At 72.7% G+C, this 20,875-nt stretch carries 18 protein-coding genes and 1 tRNA gene; 6 read left to right on the top strand and 13 right to left on the bottom strand.

Going from position 1 to position 20,875, the window contains the following annotated elements:
• The 4 genes from ABTX62_RS33185 to ABTX62_RS33170 all read right to left on the bottom strand — a co-directional run.
• Positions 1-2,403 (bottom strand): extracellular solute-binding protein (locus ABTX62_RS33185; RefSeq protein ID WP_352119647.1); only part of this gene is annotated, 2,403 nt, incomplete at its 3' end.
• Entirely contained in the window at positions 2,400-3,881 is a 1,482-nt protein-coding gene (locus ABTX62_RS33180) for a vWA domain-containing protein (RefSeq protein WP_352119646.1), read from the bottom strand. The genes ABTX62_RS33185 and ABTX62_RS33180, both read right to left, overlap by 4 nt.
• Before the next feature lie 52 nt (positions 3,882-3,933).
• Positions 3,934-6,342, bottom strand: coding sequence for a protein kinase domain-containing protein (locus ABTX62_RS33175; protein WP_502998059.1), 2,409 nt, complete (start codon positions 6,340-6,342; stop codon positions 3,934-3,936).
• A 142-nt stretch (positions 6,343-6,484) separates the two neighbouring features.
• Positions 6,485-7,810, bottom strand: coding sequence for a trypsin-like serine peptidase (locus ABTX62_RS33170; protein WP_352119644.1), 1,326 nt, complete (start codon positions 7,808-7,810; stop codon positions 6,485-6,487).
• An 84-nt stretch (positions 7,811-7,894) separates the two neighbouring features.
• On the opposite strand from ABTX62_RS33170, the gene ABTX62_RS33165 reads away from it, so the two are divergent.
• Positions 7,895-8,194: a trypco2 family protein gene (locus tag ABTX62_RS33165; protein ID WP_352119643.1), complete on the top strand. Its 300-nt coding sequence runs from the start codon at positions 7,895-7,897 to the stop codon at positions 8,192-8,194.
• A gap of 60 nt (positions 8,195-8,254) precedes the next feature.
• Here ABTX62_RS33165 and ABTX62_RS33160 read toward each other — a convergent pair whose 3' ends face one another.
• From ABTX62_RS33160 to ABTX62_RS33150, 3 genes are all read right to left on the bottom strand, one after another.
• Positions 8,255-8,881, bottom strand: a complete 627-nt coding sequence (locus ABTX62_RS33160; RefSeq protein WP_352119642.1) for a hypothetical protein — start codon at positions 8,879-8,881, stop codon at positions 8,255-8,257.
• A 1,091-nt stretch (positions 8,882-9,972) separates the two neighbouring features.
• A tRNA-Pro gene (locus ABTX62_RS33155) sits at positions 9,973-10,046 on the bottom strand.
• 43 nt (positions 10,047-10,089) lie between these two features.
• Complete coding sequence (locus ABTX62_RS33150; RefSeq protein WP_352119641.1) at positions 10,090-10,377, bottom strand: hypothetical protein; 288 nt, start codon at positions 10,375-10,377, stop codon at positions 10,090-10,092.
• 260 nt (positions 10,378-10,637) lie between these two features.
• Between ABTX62_RS33150 and ABTX62_RS33145 the strand changes: the two genes are divergently transcribed.
• On the top strand, positions 10,638-10,982 hold the full coding sequence (locus ABTX62_RS33145) for a cupin domain-containing protein (RefSeq protein ID WP_352119640.1): 345 nt from the start codon (positions 10,638-10,640) through the stop codon (positions 10,980-10,982).
• Between the two features lie 13 nt (positions 10,983-10,995).
• Here ABTX62_RS33145 and ABTX62_RS33140 read toward each other — a convergent pair whose 3' ends face one another.
• Positions 10,996-11,994: a LacI family DNA-binding transcriptional regulator gene (locus tag ABTX62_RS33140; RefSeq protein WP_352119639.1), complete on the bottom strand. Its 999-nt coding sequence runs from the start codon at positions 11,992-11,994 to the stop codon at positions 10,996-10,998.
• A gap of 110 nt (positions 11,995-12,104) precedes the next feature.
• Between ABTX62_RS33140 and ABTX62_RS33135 the strand changes: the two genes are divergently transcribed.
• Positions 12,105-13,268, top strand: a complete 1,164-nt coding sequence (locus ABTX62_RS33135; RefSeq protein WP_352119638.1) for a Gfo/Idh/MocA family protein — start codon at positions 12,105-12,107, stop codon at positions 13,266-13,268.
• Between the two features lie 10 nt (positions 13,269-13,278).
• On the opposite strand, the gene ABTX62_RS33130 is transcribed toward ABTX62_RS33135, so the two are convergent.
• A complete protein-coding gene (locus ABTX62_RS33130; RefSeq protein ID WP_352119637.1) occupies positions 13,279-13,890 on the bottom strand; it encodes a TMEM175 family protein in 612 nt (203 codons plus the stop codon).
• 64 nt (positions 13,891-13,954) lie between these two features.
• Positions 13,955-14,986, bottom strand: coding sequence for a LacI family DNA-binding transcriptional regulator (locus tag ABTX62_RS33125; RefSeq protein ID WP_352119636.1), 1,032 nt, complete (start codon positions 14,984-14,986; stop codon positions 13,955-13,957).
• Positions 14,987-15,096: 110 nt separating this feature from the next.
• Between ABTX62_RS33125 and ABTX62_RS33120 the strand changes: the two genes are divergently transcribed.
• The 3 genes from ABTX62_RS33120 to ABTX62_RS33110 are packed head-to-tail and all read left to right on the top strand — an operon-like array spanning position 15,097 to position 18,092.
• On the top strand, positions 15,097-16,254 hold the full coding sequence (locus ABTX62_RS33120; RefSeq protein ID WP_352119635.1) for a phytanoyl-CoA dioxygenase family protein: 1,158 nt from the start codon (positions 15,097-15,099) through the stop codon (positions 16,252-16,254).
• Between the two features lie 8 nt (positions 16,255-16,262).
• Positions 16,263-17,039 (top strand): SDR family oxidoreductase, encoded by a 777-nt coding sequence (locus ABTX62_RS33115; RefSeq protein WP_352119634.1) that lies wholly within the window; start codon positions 16,263-16,265, stop codon positions 17,037-17,039.
• Between the two features lie 48 nt (positions 17,040-17,087).
• Positions 17,088-18,092: a Gfo/Idh/MocA family protein gene (locus ABTX62_RS33110; RefSeq protein ID WP_352119633.1), complete on the top strand. Its 1,005-nt coding sequence runs from the start codon at positions 17,088-17,090 to the stop codon at positions 18,090-18,092.
• A 165-nt stretch (positions 18,093-18,257) separates the two neighbouring features.
• Here ABTX62_RS33110 and ABTX62_RS33105 read toward each other — a convergent pair whose 3' ends face one another.
• The 3 genes from ABTX62_RS33105 to ABTX62_RS33095 form a co-directional block, all read right to left on the bottom strand.
• Positions 18,258-18,863 (bottom strand): GOLPH3/VPS74 family protein, encoded by a 606-nt coding sequence (locus ABTX62_RS33105; RefSeq protein ID WP_352119632.1) that lies wholly within the window; start codon positions 18,861-18,863, stop codon positions 18,258-18,260.
• 71 nt (positions 18,864-18,934) lie between these two features.
• Entirely contained in the window at positions 18,935-19,954 is a 1,020-nt protein-coding gene (locus ABTX62_RS33100; protein WP_352119631.1) for a Gfo/Idh/MocA family protein, read from the bottom strand.
• Positions 19,955-19,972: 18 nt separating this feature from the next.
• Entirely contained in the window at positions 19,973-20,875 is a 903-nt protein-coding gene (locus ABTX62_RS33095; RefSeq protein WP_352119630.1) for a sugar phosphate isomerase/epimerase family protein, read from the bottom strand.

Here is a 20,875-nt window from a genome sequence, read left to right as displayed (position 1 = left end):
ACGGTCATGTGGCGGAGCCACCTGTCCGTTCACGGCGTGCGGCGAGCGTGCGTGCCGGGCGTCGTGACGCCGCGGAGATCCATCAGAAGCCCCCTGGCTGCACACCCTGAGTTCCTCGATGTCCTGGTCCTGGTTCGTCACCTTCTGGACCTTCTGGACGCCGCCCAGGATGGCGTCGAGGTTCGCGGACTTCCCGTCCCTGGCCACGGCGGCCACGGTCTGCAGCACCGCCTCGTGGAACGCGTCCCGTACGGCGGGCCGCATGACGTCGGAGGCGTCCAGGCAGCGCGGCACCTCGGTCTGCAGGAACCTCGCGTAGATCGCGTGGGCGGTGGAGTCCACCGCGCCGTGGTCGGCGATCTCCGTCATGACCGGGAGCATCGCCGAGTACATGGTGCCCTGGCCCGCCCATCTCTCCTGCCCGTCCTCGGAGAAGAGGGCGCGCAGCGCCTTGCGGGCCGGTTTCCTGTCATTGAAGAGCGCGGCGAAATCGCCGGACACCTCATAGGCCCGTGTCCGGTACGGCCCGCCGGGGAGCAGGGGTGCGGCGTCGGTGAGGTGGGCGCCGTCGTCACCTTGCGCGAAGGAGCCCTGGTGTTCGAGGGCACAGCGGGGGGTGGTCTCGCGGAAGGCGGTGCCGTTGCGCCGTTGCAGAGCGCCGGGGCCGCGCCAGTCGGTGGTCAGTGCCTGTTCTGCCCGGCGGCGGTCGGTGGCGAGGAAATCCGCCCACTGCCGCCATGCCTCCGGTACCGGTCCCTTCGTCCACACCGTGGCGGCGTTCTTGCCGGTGCCGCGGGCCCAGTCCGCGTAGACGTCCGGTCCGGCCCGCTGCAGCACGATGTCCTCGATCCAGTCGGTGCCGGGCCATCCGGCGGCGCCGTCCTCACCCATGCCGAGGCACCAGGAGGACGGGGTGTCGGGGCGGCCGACGGCGTCGCGGGACTGCCACACGATGCTCTTCAGGTTGGCGTTGACCGGCCACCAGTGGGTGTGGCCTTTGCCGTCCGGGCGCCAGGGCCCCGCGTAGGGCAGGCCCTTGACCAGGTCGTCGAGCGGCTTCAGGTGCTTCTCGGCACGGTACTGGGCGAGTTCCCCGATGCCGGGCATGATCGCGATGTCGGGCGGGTCACCGGCCTGGACCCGCGAGAGCAGCACCTCGCGCTGGGCGGGGGTGCCTTGATAGCTGACGCGGATGCCGGCGGCTTTCATCAGGCCGCGGAAGCGCTCCTCCTCCTTGCCCGTCCACGGGCCGAGTACGGTGACGACCGGGTCCCGCTCCAGGAGTTGCGGGGTGGCGATCGCCGCCAGGACGGCCAACGCGGCTGCCGCGGCGAACCAGCGGCGTCCCTTCGTGCGGGTCACCCGGTTCCACGAGCCGCGCGCCCACGACCAGTCGACCGGGCGCTCCGGGTAGTCGGTGGTGAGCCGGGCGACGAGACCGGCGACGGCGGCGCAGATGCCGGCCAGCCCCACGACGACGTAGACACCGTTCCACCAGCCGAACACGGAGAGGTCGGGCAGGCCGGCGGCGGCGACCTGCTGCTGCGCGGCCGTCAGGTCCCCGGCGCTTCCGGGGAGCGAGTCCCTCGGGGCGATGCGCAGGATCTCCGAGAGATGGTCGCGTGCGGAGTTCAGGCCCTGGGCGGTACGCCAGGCCAGGAAGGCCGGCACGGTGGCCAGCGCCAGGGGAGCGGCGGCGCCGGCCAGGACCCAGGGAGCCAGCAGCCGACCGCAGCGCCGGCTGATGACTCCGCACGCGAGGCCCGCCACCGTGGCGGCGGCGGCCAGCGCGGCGGCCGCCACCACCCAGGAGGCCGTCAACAGCACGCTCTGGTCGGACAGTTCGCCGGCCCGGTGTCGTTCGGCTTTGGCGACCTTGTCGAGGCGGTCGAGCAGACCGGTGTCCGGGCGCTCCAGCAGGGCGTGGGCTTCGGCGAGCTTCTCGCTCCGCATCTCGTCGTCCGCCTGGTACTTGACCGTGGCGAGCGTGATGGCGTTGCTGTAGGCCTCCAGCAGGCCGTTGGCCGCGGAGATGTCCTGATCCATGCCGCTGCCGACGTGGTCCGCGAGCTGGGTGAGGCCCTGGTCCGCGGCGGCGAGCTGGCTCTGGGCCGTCTCACCCGCCCCGACCGTACCGGCGACCCCCCGATTGATCGAGTGCTGGGCCGCCTCGTCGGCACGCAGCACGGCGAGCCTGACGGCTGCCGAGCCCCGTACCGACGGCGCGACATTGTCGCGTAACTCCCGAACGCGGACGTCTAGTTGTGGCACGGCCACGGCGGTGAGCAGACTGACGCCGACGGCGGCGCAGCCGAGGAAGGCCCACAGGTGACGCAACAGCAGCCGTCGTGTGCTCACGCCGCGCCGGGCCGCGCCGGGCCGCTGCTCGCGCCCTCTCCTCACGACAGTTCCTTTCCGCAGCGCACGCAGAAGAAGGCCCCGGGGACGGCCGGCTCCCGGCAGTCCGGGCGGGGGCAGACGGTGCGCTGCCGACCCGCCGTGCGGCGCGTGCCGCCGGTCGCCGACCGGGCGCCGAGGCGCAGCAGCGTGACGCTGACCCGGTGGGTGTCGGCGGGCAGGTGCACGCTCACGGAACCGGCGGCGGCGTCGTGGATGTCGCCCCAGGCCTTGATCTCGTCGAGGACCCAGCGCACCCGCAGCCGGTGGGCCACCGCGGCGGCCTGACCCAGGTGCCGTTCCGCGTCCGCTCTTCGACCGGCTCCCAAGGAGGTGAGTCCCTTCTTGAGATGGGCGATCATCCGGTTCTGCGAGTCGAGGAAGCGGCTGCTGTCACCGGGCATCTCGTCGCTCGCGCCGGAGGCGGTCCGTGCGGGTGGGAGGCCGGGATCACGCCAGCAGGCGGTGACGGCCTCGTGCCGGGGGCCCAGCGAGACCATGGCGAACTGGAGCACTTCGCCGAGCGGATCACCGGCGCCGTCGGCGCGCAGGTCGAGCAGGAACTCGCTGCCGGTACCCACCGGATCCCACGGCAGGGCGTGGAACACGTGACGGTGCGCTCCTGACGACGGCTCGGCGGCGAGTTCCAGGTGCTGGGGCTTGAACTGGACGAACGACTCGACGCGCACGCCGGGGCGCACGGTGACCTCCAGCGGCAGCGCGGGGACGGCCCGGCGGCAGGCCCGTCGGACCGCCGCGGCGAGCTCGGCGGCGAAGTCCGGTCCCGCGGCGTCAGCCGTCCCCCGCAGACGGCTGACGATCCGCTCCAGCGGCTGGTAGTCCCAGTCCGCGCCGACGGCCACGACATCGCAGGTGAACCGGGCGCCGCAGGCCGTCAGTTCCTCGGTGAGCGAGGCGTCCTCGTATCCGGTGCTCCCGTCGGTGACGAGCAGCAGCCGGCACAGCGGCCGGTCGCACCCGGCGAACGTCCGCCGGGCCTCGGCCAGCCATCCTTCGTAACCGGTGAGTGCCCGTGCGCCGTCGGCGGCCAGCGGGGCCGCGCCCGTCGCGAAGGCCGCGTTGACCCGGTGCTTCCGGTCGGCCGGCGCCCATACGCCGGGTTCCGCCGGGTAGTAGCGCACGGGCCCGTCGCCGCGCCCGCCGGCCGCCGTGAGCACGGCGAACGACACACCTGAGGGCATGGCGGCGAGCGCTGCCCGCATCGCCGTCATCATGCGCTCCCTGCGGTGTTCGGCGAGGTCGAGCGCGATGAGCAGGGCGAGCTGCCCGGGGTCCGCGTGGTCTCCCTGTGCCCGGTCGAAGACGGTCACCTTCACCTGCGCGAGCAGCCTGACCGACTCGCCCGGGATCCGCGGTACGAGCTCGGGCTCGTCGACGTCGACGACGAGGGTGGTGGTATAGGGCCCCGCGCTTTCGCCGCCGCCGGGCGGCGGCATCGGGTCCGGCTCGGCCGAAGAGCTCATCAGGTCCTCCTGTCGGGTGCTGTGGTACGGCGGCTCGGACACCGGCGGCGTCTCATGTCAAGGTCGTCGGACGGACGGCGTGGGCGCGCTCCACCAGTGCCTCGCTGAAGTCCGGGTCGGCGGCGGCGAGATCCAGGTAGTCGCGCTCCAGCAGGACGCGGACCTCCAGCGCCCGGCATTCGTCGGGGGTCGGTTCGTGCGCGGGGCGCCACCGGCGCCACCAGCGGCGCAGGGGGTGCGGGCGGCACGAGGCGGCCTCGCCCGCGTCGGTGATGGCGTGCTTCAGGTGCAGCGCGACGAGCTGCCACTCGTTGACCTCGATGCGCAGCCGGAGTTCGTCGAGCGGCGCGAGGACCAGCTCCCGTTCCTGTGAGGGGCGGTTCCGGTCCGCGACGTGTGCGGCGAGCACCGCCTCGGCGGCTTCCGGCGAGGGCAGATCCTCGGGACCGTGGCCCAGGCAGGCGGCCCGGATCCGGGTGGCGGCCCGCTGGGCCAGGGTGCGGCCACGGGTGCCACGCGGCACGCGTTCGAGGGCGGCCAGTGCCTGGTCACGGTCGTGCTCGTCGAGAGCGAGACGGGCCAGGCCCAGGGCGGCGCCGCAGTGTGCCGGGTTGCGCAGATGCACCGCGTGGAACAGATCGCGGGCCCGGGCCCGTGCCGCGGCGGCGTCCGGTGCCCGTGCTGCCGCGTGGGCGGCGCACTCGTAGGCGTAGGCGAGGGCCAGTTTCGGGGCGTACTCCCCCGGCAGGTCGGCGCGGACCAGTTCAAAACTCCGGCACGCCTCGGCCAGGTCCGCCGCCAGGCCGGCGGGCCGCCCCGACGCGCCCGTGCCGAACCGGGCGAGCGCGATCAGCCCTCGATGCCACTCCAGGCGCCAGCGCCGCACTTCCTCGGGCCCCGGGATGCCCTCGGCCACAACCAACTCCGCCTCCGCCGCGTCGACGTCGGGGGGTGCGGGATCGGTGGCGAGGGCGACGCGGACGTTGTGCAGGCAGATTTCCGCGGAGGGCTCGTCGTCGGGGGTCTGCCGGAGCCGCACGGTGCGGGCATAGCCCCCGCTCACGCCGAACTCCGGCGTCCGCGGGTCCTTCGGGAACGGTTTGGGGACGGGGAGCCGTCGGGCGATCTCCACGGGGGTGGGCCGCCCGTGGTCCAGGACGCGCAGGACGGGCGGAGCACCGCGACGCGGGGGGTCCTCGTCGGGGCGCGCGAGGTCGGATGTGGCGGGTACGTCGCCGAGCCGCTCACCGAGCCATTCCGGCGACGGGTCGAAGTAGCCGGACGGCTCGGGTGAGCCGCCCTTGCCGCGCAGCGCCCTGATCTCACGCAGGGTGCCCCTGAGTTGGTCGGCCATCTCTTCCGCGTCCTTGAAGCGCGGCCCTTCCCGCACGGTCCGCGTGGCCCGGTCGATGACGGCGTCGAGCGACGTCGTGCCGAGGCCGGGCACGTCGTCGCGGACGGCGGGAGCGGCGAGACAGCGCAGGGTCACGCCGACGGTGTGCAGGTCGTTCGCGAGGGTGAGTTCGCCGGCCAGCTCCGGAGCGTGGAAGCCGGGCGTCACGTGGGGCGGCGGCTCGGTCTGGTGAAGCTTGCGCACGCTGCCCATGTCGATGACCTTGACGTGGTCGTCGACGTGGACGACGTTCGACGGCTTCATGTCGCCGTACAGGAGGTCCTGCTGGTGCAGGTGGGAGAGCGCCGTCAGGATCTGGATGCCGTATGTGGCGACGTGCTCGATGTCGAGCGTCTCGTGTCCGCGGCGGACCTCGTCGATGACGGACTGGAGGGTGTGGTCACCGACGTCCTCCATGACGATGTGACCGCCCCGGACGCGAAGTTCGGGGTTCGGGGCGCCCTCGCCCGACGTGGGGGCCCCATAGGGGAGGAAGTCGCGGATCCGCACGATGTACGGGTGCCGGCTGGCCACGAGGGTGCGCCGTTCGAGGTCGGCGAGGGCGGCGCCGTGCGCGCCGTAGCGGTCCCGCAGGGTTTTCACGGCGACGAGGTCGTCGAGGTGGGTGTCCTCGGCGAGGTACACCCAGCCCTGACCGCCGCGGGCGACAGGGCCTTTGATGTGGTATTGGTCGCTGAGCGTGGCGCCGCGCAAGAAGTCGGGCCGCATGGCGTGCGGCTTTCCGCAGCGCGGGCAGTACTGCCGGTCGGGGCTGTCGGGCAGGACGGGGATCGTGGCACCGCAGTCCGGTGTGCGGCAGCGCTGCGCCTGGTCCGCTATGTGAGCGCCGCCGTCGAGCCGCTCCTCGGGCGAGCGCGGTGTGCGGATCGGCAGTGCCAGCAGTTGCCGGGGGCCCCGCGGCCGGTCGTCGAGCCGTGGCAGCGGCCGCGCGTCCCGTCGTCGGCCGCACCGGTCGCAGTACCCGGTCGGCAGGATCCCCCCGTCGCAGGGGCTTCCACTGAGCCGTCTCTGACGGCACGGCTCCGTACTCACGCGACTCACGCGCATGCTCCTCCCCCGTCTTCGCCCCGCCGCCGTCGCTACACCGATGTCACGCCGTCGGATCGCGCCGCTCATCGGCGCCCCCGCTCAGCACAGACCGCCGGCGGTTCGCACGTCCGGCGGCGGCCGCCGGCCCGTACACCGCTCCTCATCCGCCCCCCTGATACGCCGTCCGCAGCTCGTCCGCGAACTCCCGCACGGCGCGCAGCCGTTGCGCCGGTTCGGCCAGGGCCGTGATCGCCTCCCGGCGGATCAGCAGGTCCGCGATGGCGGCGGTCGCGTGGCGCAGGGACTCCGCGTCGACCATCCCGTCCTCGCGGGCGCGGCGGGTCTCCCAGTCCTTTCCACGGGCCAGCAGTTCATCGACATAGGCGAAGAGGGCGGGCTCGAGCACCAGGTCGCGCACCTCCCGCCATCCCGGTCCGCCGCTGTCACGGAACACCAGCAGCAGCCGCACGCCGCACGCGACGAGCCGGGCCAGCAGCCCGGCCAGGCGGGCGGGACTGCGGGCCTCGTCCACACCGTCGACGAGGACGGTGAGGCCCGGTCCGGCAGCGTGGGGGGAGTCACGGGCCGGACGCTCGCCCCGGCCGAGCAGCCACTCCCGGCACGCGGGGTAGTCGCCGGGCGCGAAGGCGAGCACTCCGCCCAGGAGCCGGTCGATCAGTTCGTCCCGGGAGGCGTCGGCAGGCCGGTGCACGCAGTCGGCGAGGTGTTCCAGGTGGCGCAGGGTCCGCTCCCGGCCGCCCCCGCGCCCGACCACGCTGACCTTGACCGGGGTGCCGGACGGGTCGGCCAGCCAGTGCCGCGTCCGTCGGTCGAAACCCCGGTCCCACGCGTCGGGACGTGCCATCTCGCGCACCGCCGGGGAGATGTCCGCCATGCGCGCGACGGGGATCAGATACGAGTACGCCAGCACGTTGTCCTGTGGCAGCGGCTCGTCGAGGTCGCCCCGCCAGCTGACCACGATGCCCACCACGACCGGTTCTCCGTCCGCGGACACGGCCCATGCCCCGGCCCCGCTGAACCCGCGGCGCACCACTTCCCTGCGGTGCCGCGCGTCGAACTGCACCCGGTGCCCCCTCAGGCCACGCACGGTCCCGGTGAGCACCATGCCGTCGTCGAAGCGCTCCGCGTACCCGGTCACGGTGACCGCGAGCCCCGCGGTGAGCTCCGTCGACAGGACGGCCGGGCGGGCCTGTGGGCGCGGACTGTCCAGGTGGAGCACCGCGACGTCCTCGCCGCCGCCGTCCGGCAGGTCCGGCAGCCAGCCGCTGTCGGCGACGCGCGCCAGGACCGGCTCGACGCCCGGATTCTCCACGAACTCGACCCACATCACCGCGTCCGGGTCCGGGAGCACATGCGCGCACGTGAGGACGGTCCGCGCATTGATGAGAACGCCGGCGCCCCGTACCTCGCCCGCAGCTCCCCCCGACCGCAGCCGCACCCGCCAGTCCGCAGCCAGTTCCCCCATCCTCCTCACGCTACGCATCAGGACCCGCCGGGACTAGACTCATGCCCTGGCCGGATCAGGCAAGCGCCGTGTGGGGGAAGAGACATGACGGCAAATCAGTCCGAACCGATCGGTCTTGCACAGGCGATCGACTCGATTCGCACGGAACTGGCCCAGGCGGAGCGGGACGGTGCGGGCAGTGACTGGCGGTTCACCGTCGAACAGGTGAGCGTGGAGTTCTCGGTGCAGTTCCACCGGGCCGGTGAGGGCGGCGCGGGGCTGCGCCTGGGCGTCGTGGAGGCTCGCCTCGGCGGCGCGGTGAGCCACGACTCGGTGCACCGGGTGCAGGTGGACCTCAAACCGGCCCCGACACAAAGCGGCGTCGAGCGCATGGTGGGCCGGTGACCGGCCCGGCTCCGGCGGCCGGTGCTCGACCTCTGACGGAGAGGACGGCCGCACGAGGACTCAGTCGCCGTGTCCGGTGTCCTCGCCCGGCAGGAATCTCTGGCGAGCCCAAAGCCCCAGCAGGGCCGTTCCGCCGACCAGCAGCGGCACCGGGTCTCGGGCAGGCGGAGCCAGCACGTATCCCAACGCCGTGGCCGTGCAGACCGTCAGGGGAATGAACGCCGCCGCACCCTCCATCCCCCGTCGCAGCGCGGGCTGAGCGGTGCCCAGGGCGCTCGCCCCGCCGGGTACCCAAGGGGCGACTGCGGCCACCAGCAGTCCCGCGGTGGCGCAGATGTCGATCAGCTGACAGGACATCACCTCAGGGCCGTGCGGGCCGACCGTCCACAGTCGCAGGGTATCGCCGATCAGCATGAGCGACAGCCCGGCGATCCCGACCCACACGGTGGCTCTCCGGTCGCTCCGTACAAGACGGCGCAGGGCGAACAGATAACTCAGAAACACGACTTCCGCGGCCCACAGGACACCGACCATCCCCGTGCCCAGCCGCCAGCCGTCACCGGCCCCCCGCAGCAGGACCCAAACCGTCATGAACACGACCCCGGCTGTGACGGCCCCGTCGAGCACGCGCCGCAGCAACACGTGCCGACCTGTACCGGCATCGGCCGCGACCACCAGACCGGCCATCCCCAGGCCGACCGTCAGCGTGGCTCCGGTGACCACCACCGAACCCAGCAACGATCGCACGTCCCGTCCCGAAGCCGCGGGCTGAGCCGACAGCAGGGTGACCGCTCCCCGGTACACACCTCCGGCAACCGCGGAACCCCCCAACAGCAGCACACGCGTCCGCACCCGTCCGCCCGTTCCCCTCACGCGGAGCATCAAGGAGGCCGCCAACACCCAGCTACCGGTGGACGGCCCGAGAGCCACGATCCGTTCCGCCCCGCTCCCGGCCGCCCACGACCCGCCGAACATCAGCACTGTCGCCACCAGACATGCCACGCCGACCGTGCCCCAGGTTCGTGCCCAGGTGCGATGGCAGCGGCCCGCCCGGAGCCTGAGCACGTCCGGTGACTTTCCCAACCCCGACATCAGGTGCGCCTCTCCACCCGGTCCCCCGTCCGCAGGGCCTCTCCCGCAGTCCCGGACCCACTCAGAAACCGTAAGGACTCGCGACCGGCCCCGAATGGAACCATCGGTTCATTCACTCGTACTGCGTAAGAGAGGAGAGCGAATGGCACCCTGTACGACGACATTCGCAAGGCTGCTCCGACGGGCGGGGATGTATGGCCGCTCGGCATGCCGGGATGGAGCAACTCCACCTCGATGTGTGGAGCGTTCAGCTCGGACTCCTGGAGCAACCACCGGATGCCGGACAAGGCCCCGTCCTGGGTGGACTTCCCCCAGGACGCGCACCGCGATGCGTCCACGGTGAGCCCGGAACCGCCCACGACCAGCACGAGGACACGAACCGACAACCCGCATCGGCTCCGTGCTCAGCAACGTACAAGTGGCTGGATCTTCACTGGTCGGAACCCGGAACACAGGCACGAGCACAGGCCGCTGCCGACAGGGGCGCCGGATGGACACGACCGTCCGGGCATCGGCCCGCGGACGGCGGAATGGGCGCACGTCAACAGAGGAAATAACGTACCTTGACTGGGTCGAAATACGCTTCAGTTCCGTCAAGTGCGCTGGCCCTCAGCGGGTCCCGAAGAATGATCAGGGGGCCGTCCAAATCTCCTTTGAAACGACCCCTGACCTGCGACTTCCTAAAGTCGGGACGACAGGATTTGAACCTGCGACCCCTTGACCCCCAGTCAAGTGCGCTACCAAGCTGCGCCACGTCCCGATGCGTCTCGCGCGGGCGAGCCGCGTGATCACGCAGGTCGACTCTACCGCATACGGGGAGGCAGCTCGGCGTCGCGGATCTCCCGGAACGAGTGCGTGACGAGCTCGCGGTCACCGAGGTCCAGGGGTTCGTCGCGCGGACCGCGGCGGCCGATCCGGGCGCCCGTCCAGCCCGCGAGGCCCGCCGTCGAGACGGCGACGGCGAGTACGGCCCACCAGGGGAGCCCCGTCTTGGTGGCATGGCCCGCGAAGGCCGCGAGGGCCAGGAGGGCCGTGACGGCACCTCCGGCCAGTTCGGCTCGCCTCACGGGCCGGTGCCGCGTCTCGTCCACGTGCTGTCCCCCTTCGCTCGCGCGATCGCAGACCCGGCGTACCTCAACTCCCGGGCATATGCCGCAAACAATACGCGAGTCGGCGGGAACTCCCGACCAGGGCATAGGGGTTGCGGCGGACATCGGTGCCGTATCGAGAGCAGCGCGGCGCGGGGGCGGTGCGGTCGCGGCGCCGGGGCGACGGAGTGTCCGCCCGGTCCCCCCGGCACCCCACACTCTGTCGAGGCCGCTCCCCCGCTCACCACGGCTAGGGTCGCCGCATGACGCACAGCTTCGTTCTTCACGTCCCCGACGCCGAACTCGAACCCGAGCCCCTCGCGCCCGAGCAGATCGCCTCCGGGACGCCCGAGGTGACCGGGAAGGTGGTGTGGGAGTCGGCGGACGGCCGTCAGGTGCGGGGCGTCTGGCAGATCACCCCCGGTGTGGTCACCGACACCGAGGCCGACGAGCTGTTCGTGGTGATCAGCGGCCGGGCGACGATCGAGGTCGAGGACGGGCCGACGCTCACGGTCGGGCCCGGCGACCTCGCCGTGCTGCGCGAGGGCGACCGTACGACGTGGACGGTGCACGAGACCCTGCGCAAGGCCTACGCCGTCAACCTCTGAGCGCGGTGCGCGATCAGGGCGGAGGCGCCGTCGATCCGCGGATCTCCACCGTGGGGACGGCGAGGTGGACCCGGCCCTCGTCCCTCGCGCCCTCGAAACGCTCCAGGAGGCAGCGGGCCGCGCGGCGGCCGACCTCGTGGCTGGTGTTGTCGACCGTCGTGAGCCACACGTGCCGCAGCCGGGCGACGCTCGTGTTGTCGTAGCCGACGACGGACAGGTCGCGCGGAACGCGCAGCCCCAGCTCCGCGGCCGCCGAGAGCACGCCGATGGCGGCGATGTCGTTGACGGCGAAGACGGCCGTGGGCGGCTCGGGGCGGCTGAGCAGCCGGACGGTCGTGCGGTAACCGCTCTCCTCCGTCATGTCGCTCGGCTCGACCAGCGCCTGGTCCGCGAGGCCGTGCCGGCGCATCGCCGCCTCGAAGCTGCGGCGTCGCAGCTCACCCACCGCGCCGTAGCCGGCGATGTGCGCGACACGGCGGTGTCCGAGGCCGATCAGGTGCTCGGCGGCCAGCCGGGCGCCCCGCTCGTCGTCGCCCGCCACGACGTCGACGCCCGGCGGCGCCTTCTCCCGCGAGCCGGCCAGCACCACCGGGACGCGCTCGGCCACCGCCCCGAGGGCCGCCGGGTCGGGCAGGGTGCCGACCACGACCAGGCCGTCGACGCGCAGGTCCATCAGCGGGTCGGCCGGGTCCTGCCCGGTGCGCCGGTTCAGGCGGGCGTCGGCCAGCAGCATGTGCAGACCGTTGGCGTGCAGCAGGGAGTTCAGGCCGTCGAGGAGGTCGACGAACCACGGGTTGCGCAGGTCGTTCAGGAGCACACCGACCGTGCGGGTGCGCCGTTCGCTGAGACTGCGGGCGGCGGCGTTGGCCCGGTAGCCGAGCTCCCGGGCGGCCCGGAACACGGCGTCCCGCTTCTCGGGGCGCACCTGGTCGGAGCCGCGCAGCACCAGGGAGACCAGTGACTTGGAGACGCCGGCCCGGGCGGCCACGTCACGGATCGTCGGCGGTCTCATGGGATGGACCGTTCCACGGGGCGCCACGCTTGTCAAAGGGTTGACAGCGTCGGCGAACCACGCTCAGGGTGGCCCGGACAGGTTCTGGAACGGTCCAAAGAAGGGCTCTCATGGTGGACACGCTCGGCGTCGCCGTCATCGGATTCGGCTGGATGGGGCGCGTGCACACCCAGGCGTACGCGCGCGTGCGGCACCACTATCCGCAGCTGCCCCTCGTTCCGGAGCTGGTCACGGTCGCGGAGGAGGTGCCGGGTCGGGCCGAGGAGGCCGCCGCGCAGTTCGGGTTCGCCTCGACGACCCGCGACTGGCGCGAGGTGGCCGCCGACCCACGGGTGCGGGCGGTCAGCATCACCGCGCCCAACTTCCTGCACCGTGAGATCGGCGTCGCCATGGCCGAGGCGGGCAAGCACGTCTGGATCGAGAAGCCGGTGGGTCTGACCGCCGAGGACGCCGGTGCGGTCGCGGACGCGGTGGCCGCGGCGGGCGTGCAGGGCGCGGTCGGCTTCAACTACCGCAACGCGCCCGCCGTCGAGGCGGCCCGCGAGTTGATCGCCTCCGGGGAGATCGGCACGGTCACGCACGTCCGCGTCCGCTTGTTCAGCGACTACGCGGCCCATCCCGAGGGCGCGCTGACATGGCGGTACGAGCGGGAGCGGGGCGGCAGCGGAGTGCTGGGCGACCTGGCCTCGCACGGCGTGGACCTGGCCCGTCATCTGCTCGGCGACATCACCTCCCTGACGGCCGACACGGCCGTCTTCCTCCCGGAGCGGGCCCGCCCGGCCGGTGCCACGGCCGGTCACAGCCGTGCCGCCGGGGGTGAACTCGGCGCGGTCGAGAACGAGGACTACGTCAGCTGCCTGATGCGCTTCGCCTCCGGGGCGCGCGGTGTCCTGGAGGCCTGCCGGGTCTCGGTCGGCGAGCAGAACAACTACGGCTTCGAGGTGCACGGCACCGAGGGCGCCGTCTTCTGGGACTTCCGCCGCATGAACGAGCTGGGGATCAGCCGCGGCACGACGTACCAGGACCAGGCCGTCACCACGGTTTACGTCGGCCCGGGGCACGGGGAGTTCGCCGCGTTCCAGCCCGGAGCGGCGAACGCGATGGGGTACGACGACCTGAAGGTCATCGAGGCGTACCGCTTCCTCCGCTCGATCGCCGAGGGCACCGCGCACGGGGCGACGCTCACGGACGCCGTGCGCAGCGCGGCCGCCCTGGACGCGATGGCCCGCTCGGCGCGGAGCGGCAGGTGGGCGGAGGTGGCCGGGCGCGCGTGAAGCGGCCCTCTCAGCCGTGAGCCTGGTGCCGCCGCCCCAGGTAGCCCTTGGCCGGGACGAGCACGAGCCACAGCCACATGATCGTGGGGCCGGTCACGAAGACGAGCGGGACGGTCACGAGGAAGACCACCACGATCGTGGCGCTGTCCAGGAGGTAGAGCGTGGCCGCCGCCTCGGCGGGCGTGTCGTGCCGCAGCCAGGGGCGCTTGGCCAGGACGGCGGCCACCGCCAGGTGGCAGGCGCCGAGCGCGGCGACGGCCCCCGCGTAGGCGGCGACCGAGACGGGCCGGTCGCCGTACTCGGCGAGCAGCCGGGTCGGGAAGGGCACGAGGGCCGCGACGCCCAGGCCGAGGACCGACAGGATGATCACCTGTCCGTCGACCTCCCGCACCCCGCGGAAGATCCTGCGGTGGTCGCGCCAGAAGCTGCCGAGCACCGCGACGCTGAGCGCGTAGGCCCCGAGGTCGGGGAGCACCCGGCGCAGGGCCTCCCGGTACTCGTCGGGTTCCAGGCCCCGCGGCACGTAGAGATCCAGGACGAGCAGCGTGATGGCGATGGCGAACACGCCGTCGGCGAGCGCCAGCAACCGGTCCGGCCCGCCGTCGGGGCGCGATGTCCACATGGGCCCGACGGTAGGCGCCGCGGGAGCGGTGCTCGCGGATCCACGCCAGGCGGTGCCGCCCGGATCACACGACCGCCTGCGGCGGCAGGTTGTACGGCGTCACCACCTGGATCGCCGAGGGCAGGGTCGGCCCCGCCGGCGGGAGCGCGTCGTGGGCGCGCATGACGGTGTGGCAGGCCTCGCGGACGTCCTGGCGCAGGTCGTGGTGGAGCACGGCGGACAGGCGGTGCTCCCGCAGCAGGCGGGTGTTGTCGTGGTCGAGGTCGTGCGCGACGAACACGGCGCAGGCACGGCCGAGGTCGTCGAAGGCTCGCAGGGTGGCGATGTTGCCGCCGCCGATGGAGTAGACGGCGCGGATGTCCGGGTCGCGTTCCAGCGCGGCCCGGACGAGGTCGTACTGGGTGGCGTCGAGCCCCTGCCCCTCGGCGATCTCGACCAGCGTGCGCTCGGGGTGCCGGGCCCGCATGGCACTGCGGAAGCCCATCTCCCGCTCCTCCTCGTTGCGGAAGAAGCCGCTGCTGAGGCTGGTGAGGATGTTGCCCGGGCGGTCCCCCAGCCACTGGCCCATCAGATACGCGGCCGTGGCGCCCGCCGCCCGGTCGTCTATGCCGACGTAGGCGAGCCGGGCACTGGCGGGCAGGTCGGTCACCAGCGTCACGACGGGGACGCCGGCGGCTTCGAGCCGGCCGACGGCGGCGGTGACCTCGGGAACGTCCGGGGCCTTGAGGATCACGCCCTGCGAGCCGCGGCGGGCGATCCGGTCCAGGATCCGCACGAGCTCCGCGGCCGGGCCGGTCTCGCGGAAGTGGAAGCGGGAGCGGAGCACCGCCGGGCGCAGGGACGGCAGTTCGGCCTCCAGGGCGGCCCTGATCGCCGTGGTGAACCGCTCGGGTGCCTGCATCACGATGTCGACCATGAACGTCCGGCCGACGAGCCGGACCTGGGTGCGCTGCCGGTCGAGATCGGCGATGGCCTGGCGGACCTCGCGTGCGGTGCTCTCGCGCACTCCTCCCCTGCCGTTCAGCACCCGGTCGACGGTCGCCTCGCTCAGGCCCGCCTGGCGTGCGATCTCCCGGATCGGGAACGGGTGGCCCATGCGCCGGCTCCTTGAGGGGTTTTTGATGGCTTGCTGCTGGTTGTTCGAGGGGTTTGTACTGACAAGAATGACAGGGCTGCGTCGCTCCAGTGACCCCCGAAGGGACGACGATGTCCATCACCTCCCTGCACCACCGTGCCTGGCTGTCCGAGCAGGACTGTGACCTCGGCGCGTTCCGCGCGCTGGTCGAGCAGGCGACCGATCCCGCCGACTTTCCGCACGCCTCCGCCGTGGAGCGGAACGTGCCGGTCTACGACTGCGGGCTGCTGGAGGGCGACCGGGTCGTCCAGGCCGAACTGGTGCGGGCGCTGGCCGACGGGCCGGGCATCGTGGTCTTCCGCGGTGCCTTTCCCGACCCGGACGTCGTGGACCGGGCCACCGGCGTGTTCGAGGCGCTGATCGCCGAACAACGCGCCTCGGGCGCGACGGCGGGTGACCACTTCGCCAAGCCGGGCGCCAACGACCGGGTGTGGAACGCGCTGGAGAAGGCGGCCCTGTACGACGCGGAGGCATTCGCCGACTACTACGCCAACGAGATCCTCGCCCTGGTGTCCTCGGCCTGGCTGGGTCCCGGCTACCAGGTCACCTCCCAGCTGAACGTGGTCAACCCGGGCGGCGCCGCCCAGACCGCGCACCGCGACTACCACCTGGGCTTCCTGTCCGACGACGTCGCCGCCGCCTACCCGGCGCATGTGCACCGCCTCTCTCCCGTGCTCACGCTCCAGGGCGCGGTCGCGCACTGCGACATGCCGGTGGAGTCCGGTCCGACGATGTACCTGCCGCACTCGCAGAAGTACGAGCCGGGCTACCTCGCCTGGCGGCTTCCCGAGTTCCGGGCGTACTTCGAGGCGCACCGGGTGCAACTCCCGCTCGCCAAGGGCGACGCGGTCTTCTTCAACCCGGCCCTCTTCCACGCGGCCGGCACCAATCGCTCGGCGGACATCCGGCGCATGGCCAACCTGCTCCAGGTGTCCTCCGCGTTCGGCCGCGCGATGGAGACGGTGGACCGGGTGGCCCTGGCGGGCGCCGTGTACCCGGTTCTCCTCAAGCGCAAGGCCGAGGGCGCCGACCAGGCATGGCTGCACAACGTCGTCGCGGCGAGCGCCGACGGCTACCCCTTCCCGACCAACCTGGACAGCGATCCGCCGGTCGACGGTCTCGCCCCGCTCTCGCAGGCGGACCTGATGCGGCGCGCGCTGCGCGAGGAGTGGACACCGGAGGCGTTCCGGGCGGAGCTGCGGGCCGGCGCCGGACGCCGAGAGAGCTGAGGATTTCGATGGGACTTCTCGACGACAAGGTCGTCCTGGTCAACGGCGGCAGCCAGGGGGTGGGCGCCGCCATCGCGCGGGCCGCCGTCCGGGAGGGCGCGGTCGTGGCCGTCACCGGGCGGCGCCCCGAGCCGGGCGAGGCCCTGGTGCGGGAGCTGACCGCCGCGGGCGGCAAGGCCCTGTACGTCCGGGCCGACCTGTCGGACGCAGAGCAGGCGAAGGCCTCCGTGGCCCGGGTCGTTCAGACGTACGGCCGGGTCGACTGCCTGGTGAACTCCGCCGGTCTCACCTCGCGGGGGACGTTGCTGGACACCACGCCCGAGCTGTTCGACCAGCACATCGCGATCAATCTGAAGGCACCCTTCTTCGCGATGCAGGCGGCTGTCGCGGACATGGTGGCGCGCGAGTCGCCCGGCACGGTCGTCAACATCATCACCTCGTCGGCGCACGGCGGGCAGCCGTTCCTCGCACCGTACGTCGCGGCCAAGGCGGGGCTGATCGGCCTGACCCGCAACGCCGCGCACGCGCACCGGTGGGACCGCGTCCGGATCAACGGGCTCAACATCGGCTGGACGGCGACCGAGGGCGAGGACGCCACGCAGAAGACCTTCCACGGGGCCGGGGACGACTGGCGCGAGGAAGCCGCCGCGAAACTGCCCATGGGCAAGCTGGGCCAGCCGGACGAGATCGCCGACTTCGTGGTCCTCCTGCTGTCGGACCGCTCCGGGGTGGTCACCGGGTCGGTGATCGACTGGGACCAGAACGTCCTCGGCGGACTCGACTGAGCACTTCCCCCCGCAAGAAACCCGCACTTCCTCCAGGAGCACACCCCCATGCGTATCGGAATCCTCGGCCTCGGCCGCATCGGCGCCTTCCACGCCGAGACCCTCTCCGGACTCGACGCCGTCGACTCCCTCGTCGTCACGGATCCGTTCGCGGACGCCGCCAAGGCCGCCGCCGAGCGGTTCGGGGCCGACGTCGTGGACTCGCCGGAGGCGCTGCTGGCCGCCGGCGTGGACGGCATCGTGGTCGCTGCCGCGACGGACGCCCACCCGGCGCTGATCCTGGCCGGTGTCGCGGCGGGTGTGCCCGTGTTCTGCGAGAAGCCCGTCGCCCGGACCATGGCCGAGGGCGTCGAGGTGCTCAAGGCCGTCCAGGGCACGGACGTGCCGATCCAGATCGGCTACAACCGCCGCTTCGACGCCGGGTTCGTCAACGCCCGTGCCGCCGTGCTCAGCGGTGAGCTCGGCCCGCTGCACACGGTCCGCTCGACCACGCTGGACCCGGCGCCGCCGCCGGCCGCGTACATCGCCGCGTCGGGCGGCATCTTCCGTGACTGCTCCGTGCACGACTTCGACATCATCCGCTGGGTGACCGGCCGCGAGGTGACCGAGGTGTACGCCGTGGGCGGCAACCGCGGCGCCGAGTACATCGAGGAGGCGGGCGACGCCGACACCACCGGCGCGATCCTCACCCTCGACGACGGCACCCTCGCCGTGGTCTCCAACTCCCGCCACAACGCCCGTGGTTACGACGTCCGCATGGAGATCCACGGCTTCCAGGACTCCATCGCCGTCGGCCTGGAGGACAAGCTGCCGCTGCGTTCGGTGGAGCCGGGCGTGACCTTCCCCGCGGGCACCCCGCACGACTTCTTCATGGACCGCTTCACCGACGCCTACCGCGCCGAACTGACCGCGTTCACCGAGGTCGTCGCCGGAACCCGCCCCTCCCCCTGCACGATCGAGGACGCCCTGGAGGCGGGCTGGATCGCCGACGCGTGCACCCTGTCGCTGCGGGAGCACCGGCCGGTGACGATCGAGGAGGTACGGGCGGTCTGACGTGCCGCGGCGGGGCGGGGCCCGGCGCCCGCCCCCCGATCATCCCGACGGGCCGCGGACGAGGGCGGTCGGCCGGTGCGGCGCGGTCACCGTCCGCAGGGCCCGTCCGGCCGCGTTCCCGGGACTCACGGGCCCACGGGCCCACGGGCCCACGGGCGCGACGCTTCACGCACCGCGCCAGACGTTGGCGAACGCCGCGTTCTCGACGGCCCGTCGCCGGCGGACGGCGTCCAGCTCCGTCACGGCGCCGACCACCGCGGCGCACACGGTCTGGGCGGCGCCGTGGGGCACGGCGAGGTCCTCGGGCACGTCGTCGCGCGCTCCGACGGCGGCCGCGAGTGTGGTGAGCACCGGCTCGTCGGCCGCCCGGCGGTTCCTGGCGCGCTGCCGGGCGGGAGAGTCGACCGGCGTCGGCCCGGCGGCGCCGCGGAAGGGCAGCCAGGAGGCGCGGGGCCGCGCGACCAGCCCCTCCTCGGTCAGGACGTTCAGATACCGCTCGGCCAGTCCGCGGCCCCTGCGCCACAGCCAGTCCTCGACCGTCTCGTAGGGCTTGTCGCGCACGAGCCCGGCCACGGCCTGTTCGAGCAGGGGGTCGTCGAGGGACGGCGGGAGGCGGGGGACGACGCGGTCGTCGTCCAGCGCCACCGCTTCGACGGCGAGGAGGTCGCACACCTCGGCTCCGGCCAGCCCGAGCGACAGGTCACCCTGCGTCACCGGCCGGCTCCTCGCCCCGTCCATCGCCACGATCATCAGGTCGCGTGCCGTGCCCATCACCGCTCCCCTCTACGACGCTGTTCACCGTACATGCGCCAACGGGCCGGGGCCGCGCCCCGAACCCCTTGTCACGCGTACAGCGCCGGCTTCTCCGCCAGTTCGATCTCCACCCGGCCACCGTCCTCCAGTGCCCGGACCCCGGCCTCGCACACCGCCGCCGCCGCGTAGCCGTCCCAGGTGCTCGGGCCCGTCACCTCGCCGCGGCGGGTGGCGTCGATCCAGGTCTGGATCTCGTGGTCGTAGGCCGTCTCGAAGCGTTCGGTCCAGTCCTGGGCGATGGTGCCGCCCCAACGGCCCGCCATGCTGGTGACCAGCGCGTGGCCGTCGCCGATGCGGGCGGTGCCGCGCTCGCAGACGACCTCGGCCTGGACCTGGTAGCCGAAGCCGCAGTTGACGAAGATCTCGACGTCGCTGAGGGCACCGCCATCGGTCTCGAAGAGGACGAACTGGGGGTCCTGGAGGGCGTCCGGGGCGCTGGCCGACGGGGTCGGGCGCAGCACCGTGACCGCCGTGATCTCGTGGCCCAGCAGCCAGCGGGTCGCGTCGGCCTCGTGGGCGACGGAGTCGCTGATGAGCATGGAGCTGGTGAAGAAGGGCGGGCTGGCGACGTTGCGGTGCCGGTTGTGCAGCATGAGCGGACGGCCCAGCTGCCCCGTCGTCAGCAGGGCCTTCAGCTTCGCGTACTCGGGGTCGTAGCGGCGCATGAAGCCGACCTGGACACGGCGGTGACCGAGGCGCAGTTCGGCTTCGAGGACGCGCAGGGCGGAGGCCGCGTCGGAGGTGAGCGGCTTCTCGCACAGGACGGGCAGATCGTGCTCGAAGGCGGCGAGCAGGGCGGCTTCGTGGGCCGGGCCGGGTGAGGCGATCAGGACGGCGTCGACGTCGGGCGCCGCCATCGCGGCCGCCGGGTCGGTGTGGGCGGTGCAGCCGTCGACGCGGGCGGCGACGGCCTTCGCACGCTCCGCGTCGATGTCCGCGACGGCGACGACCCGTGCTCCGCTGGTGACGTCGTGGATGCGGCGCACATGGTCGGCGCCCATCCTTCCGGTTCCGATGACCGCGATTCCGAGTGGGGCGCGCTCGGTCATGGCCGTCCTCTCGGGTCGTCAGGCGCCGCAGGACCTCAGGAACTTGCGGGTGCGCACCGCGATGGGCAGCGGCTTGTCCGGCTCGCAGGGGTACATGTCCTGCTCGACGATGGCGAACAGGTCCACGCCCAGCTTCTGGGCGGCCGTGAGGACGGGACCGAGCTCCGGGACGCCGGCGGGCGGTTCGCACATCACACCGCGCGCGACGGCCGGGCCGAACGGGATCTCGTTCTTGACGACGTCGGCCAGGATCTCCGGGTCGACCTGCTTGAGGTGCAGATAGCCGATGCGCTCGCCGTAGGTCTCGATCAGCTTGACGCTGTCGCCGCCGCAGTAGGCGTAGTGCCCGGTGTCCAGACAGAGGTTGACGGCGTCGGAGTCGGTCGAGTCGAGAAACCGCTCGACGTGCTCCTCGGTGTCGATGTGGGTGTCGGCGTGCGGGTGGACGACGATGTCCAGGCCGTAGCGATCCTTCACCTCACGGCCGAGGCGCTCCATGCCCGTGGTGAGGTTGCGCCACTGCTCGATGGTGAGCTCCGGGGGCTCCAGGATCTCGGCGGTCTTGTCGTCCCGCCAGAAGGACGGGATGACGACGAGGTGCCGCGCGTCCATGGCCTGGGTGAGGGCGGCGACCCGGCTGACCTGCTCCCAGGTGGAGTCCCACTCGGAGGGTCCGCGGTGCAGTCCGCAGAAGATGGTGCCCGCGGAGACCTTGAGGTTCCGCTTGGTCACCTCCTCGGTGAGCCGGGCAGGGTCGGTCGGCAGGTAGCCGTAGGGGCCGAGTTCTATCCACGAGTAGCCGGCCTCGGCGACCTCGTCGAGGAAGCGTTCCCAGGGCACCTGCCGGGGGTCGTCGGGGAACCAGACGCCCCAGGAGTCGGGGGCGGAGCCGACCCGGATGCGGTCGAGCGCGAAGGCCAT

Source organism: Streptomyces sp. NPDC096046 (genome assembly GCF_040303285.1).
Taxonomy (GTDB): domain Bacteria; phylum Actinomycetota; class Actinomycetes; order Streptomycetales; family Streptomycetaceae; genus Streptomyces.
This window is presented reverse-complemented; position numbering and strand designations above follow the sequence as displayed.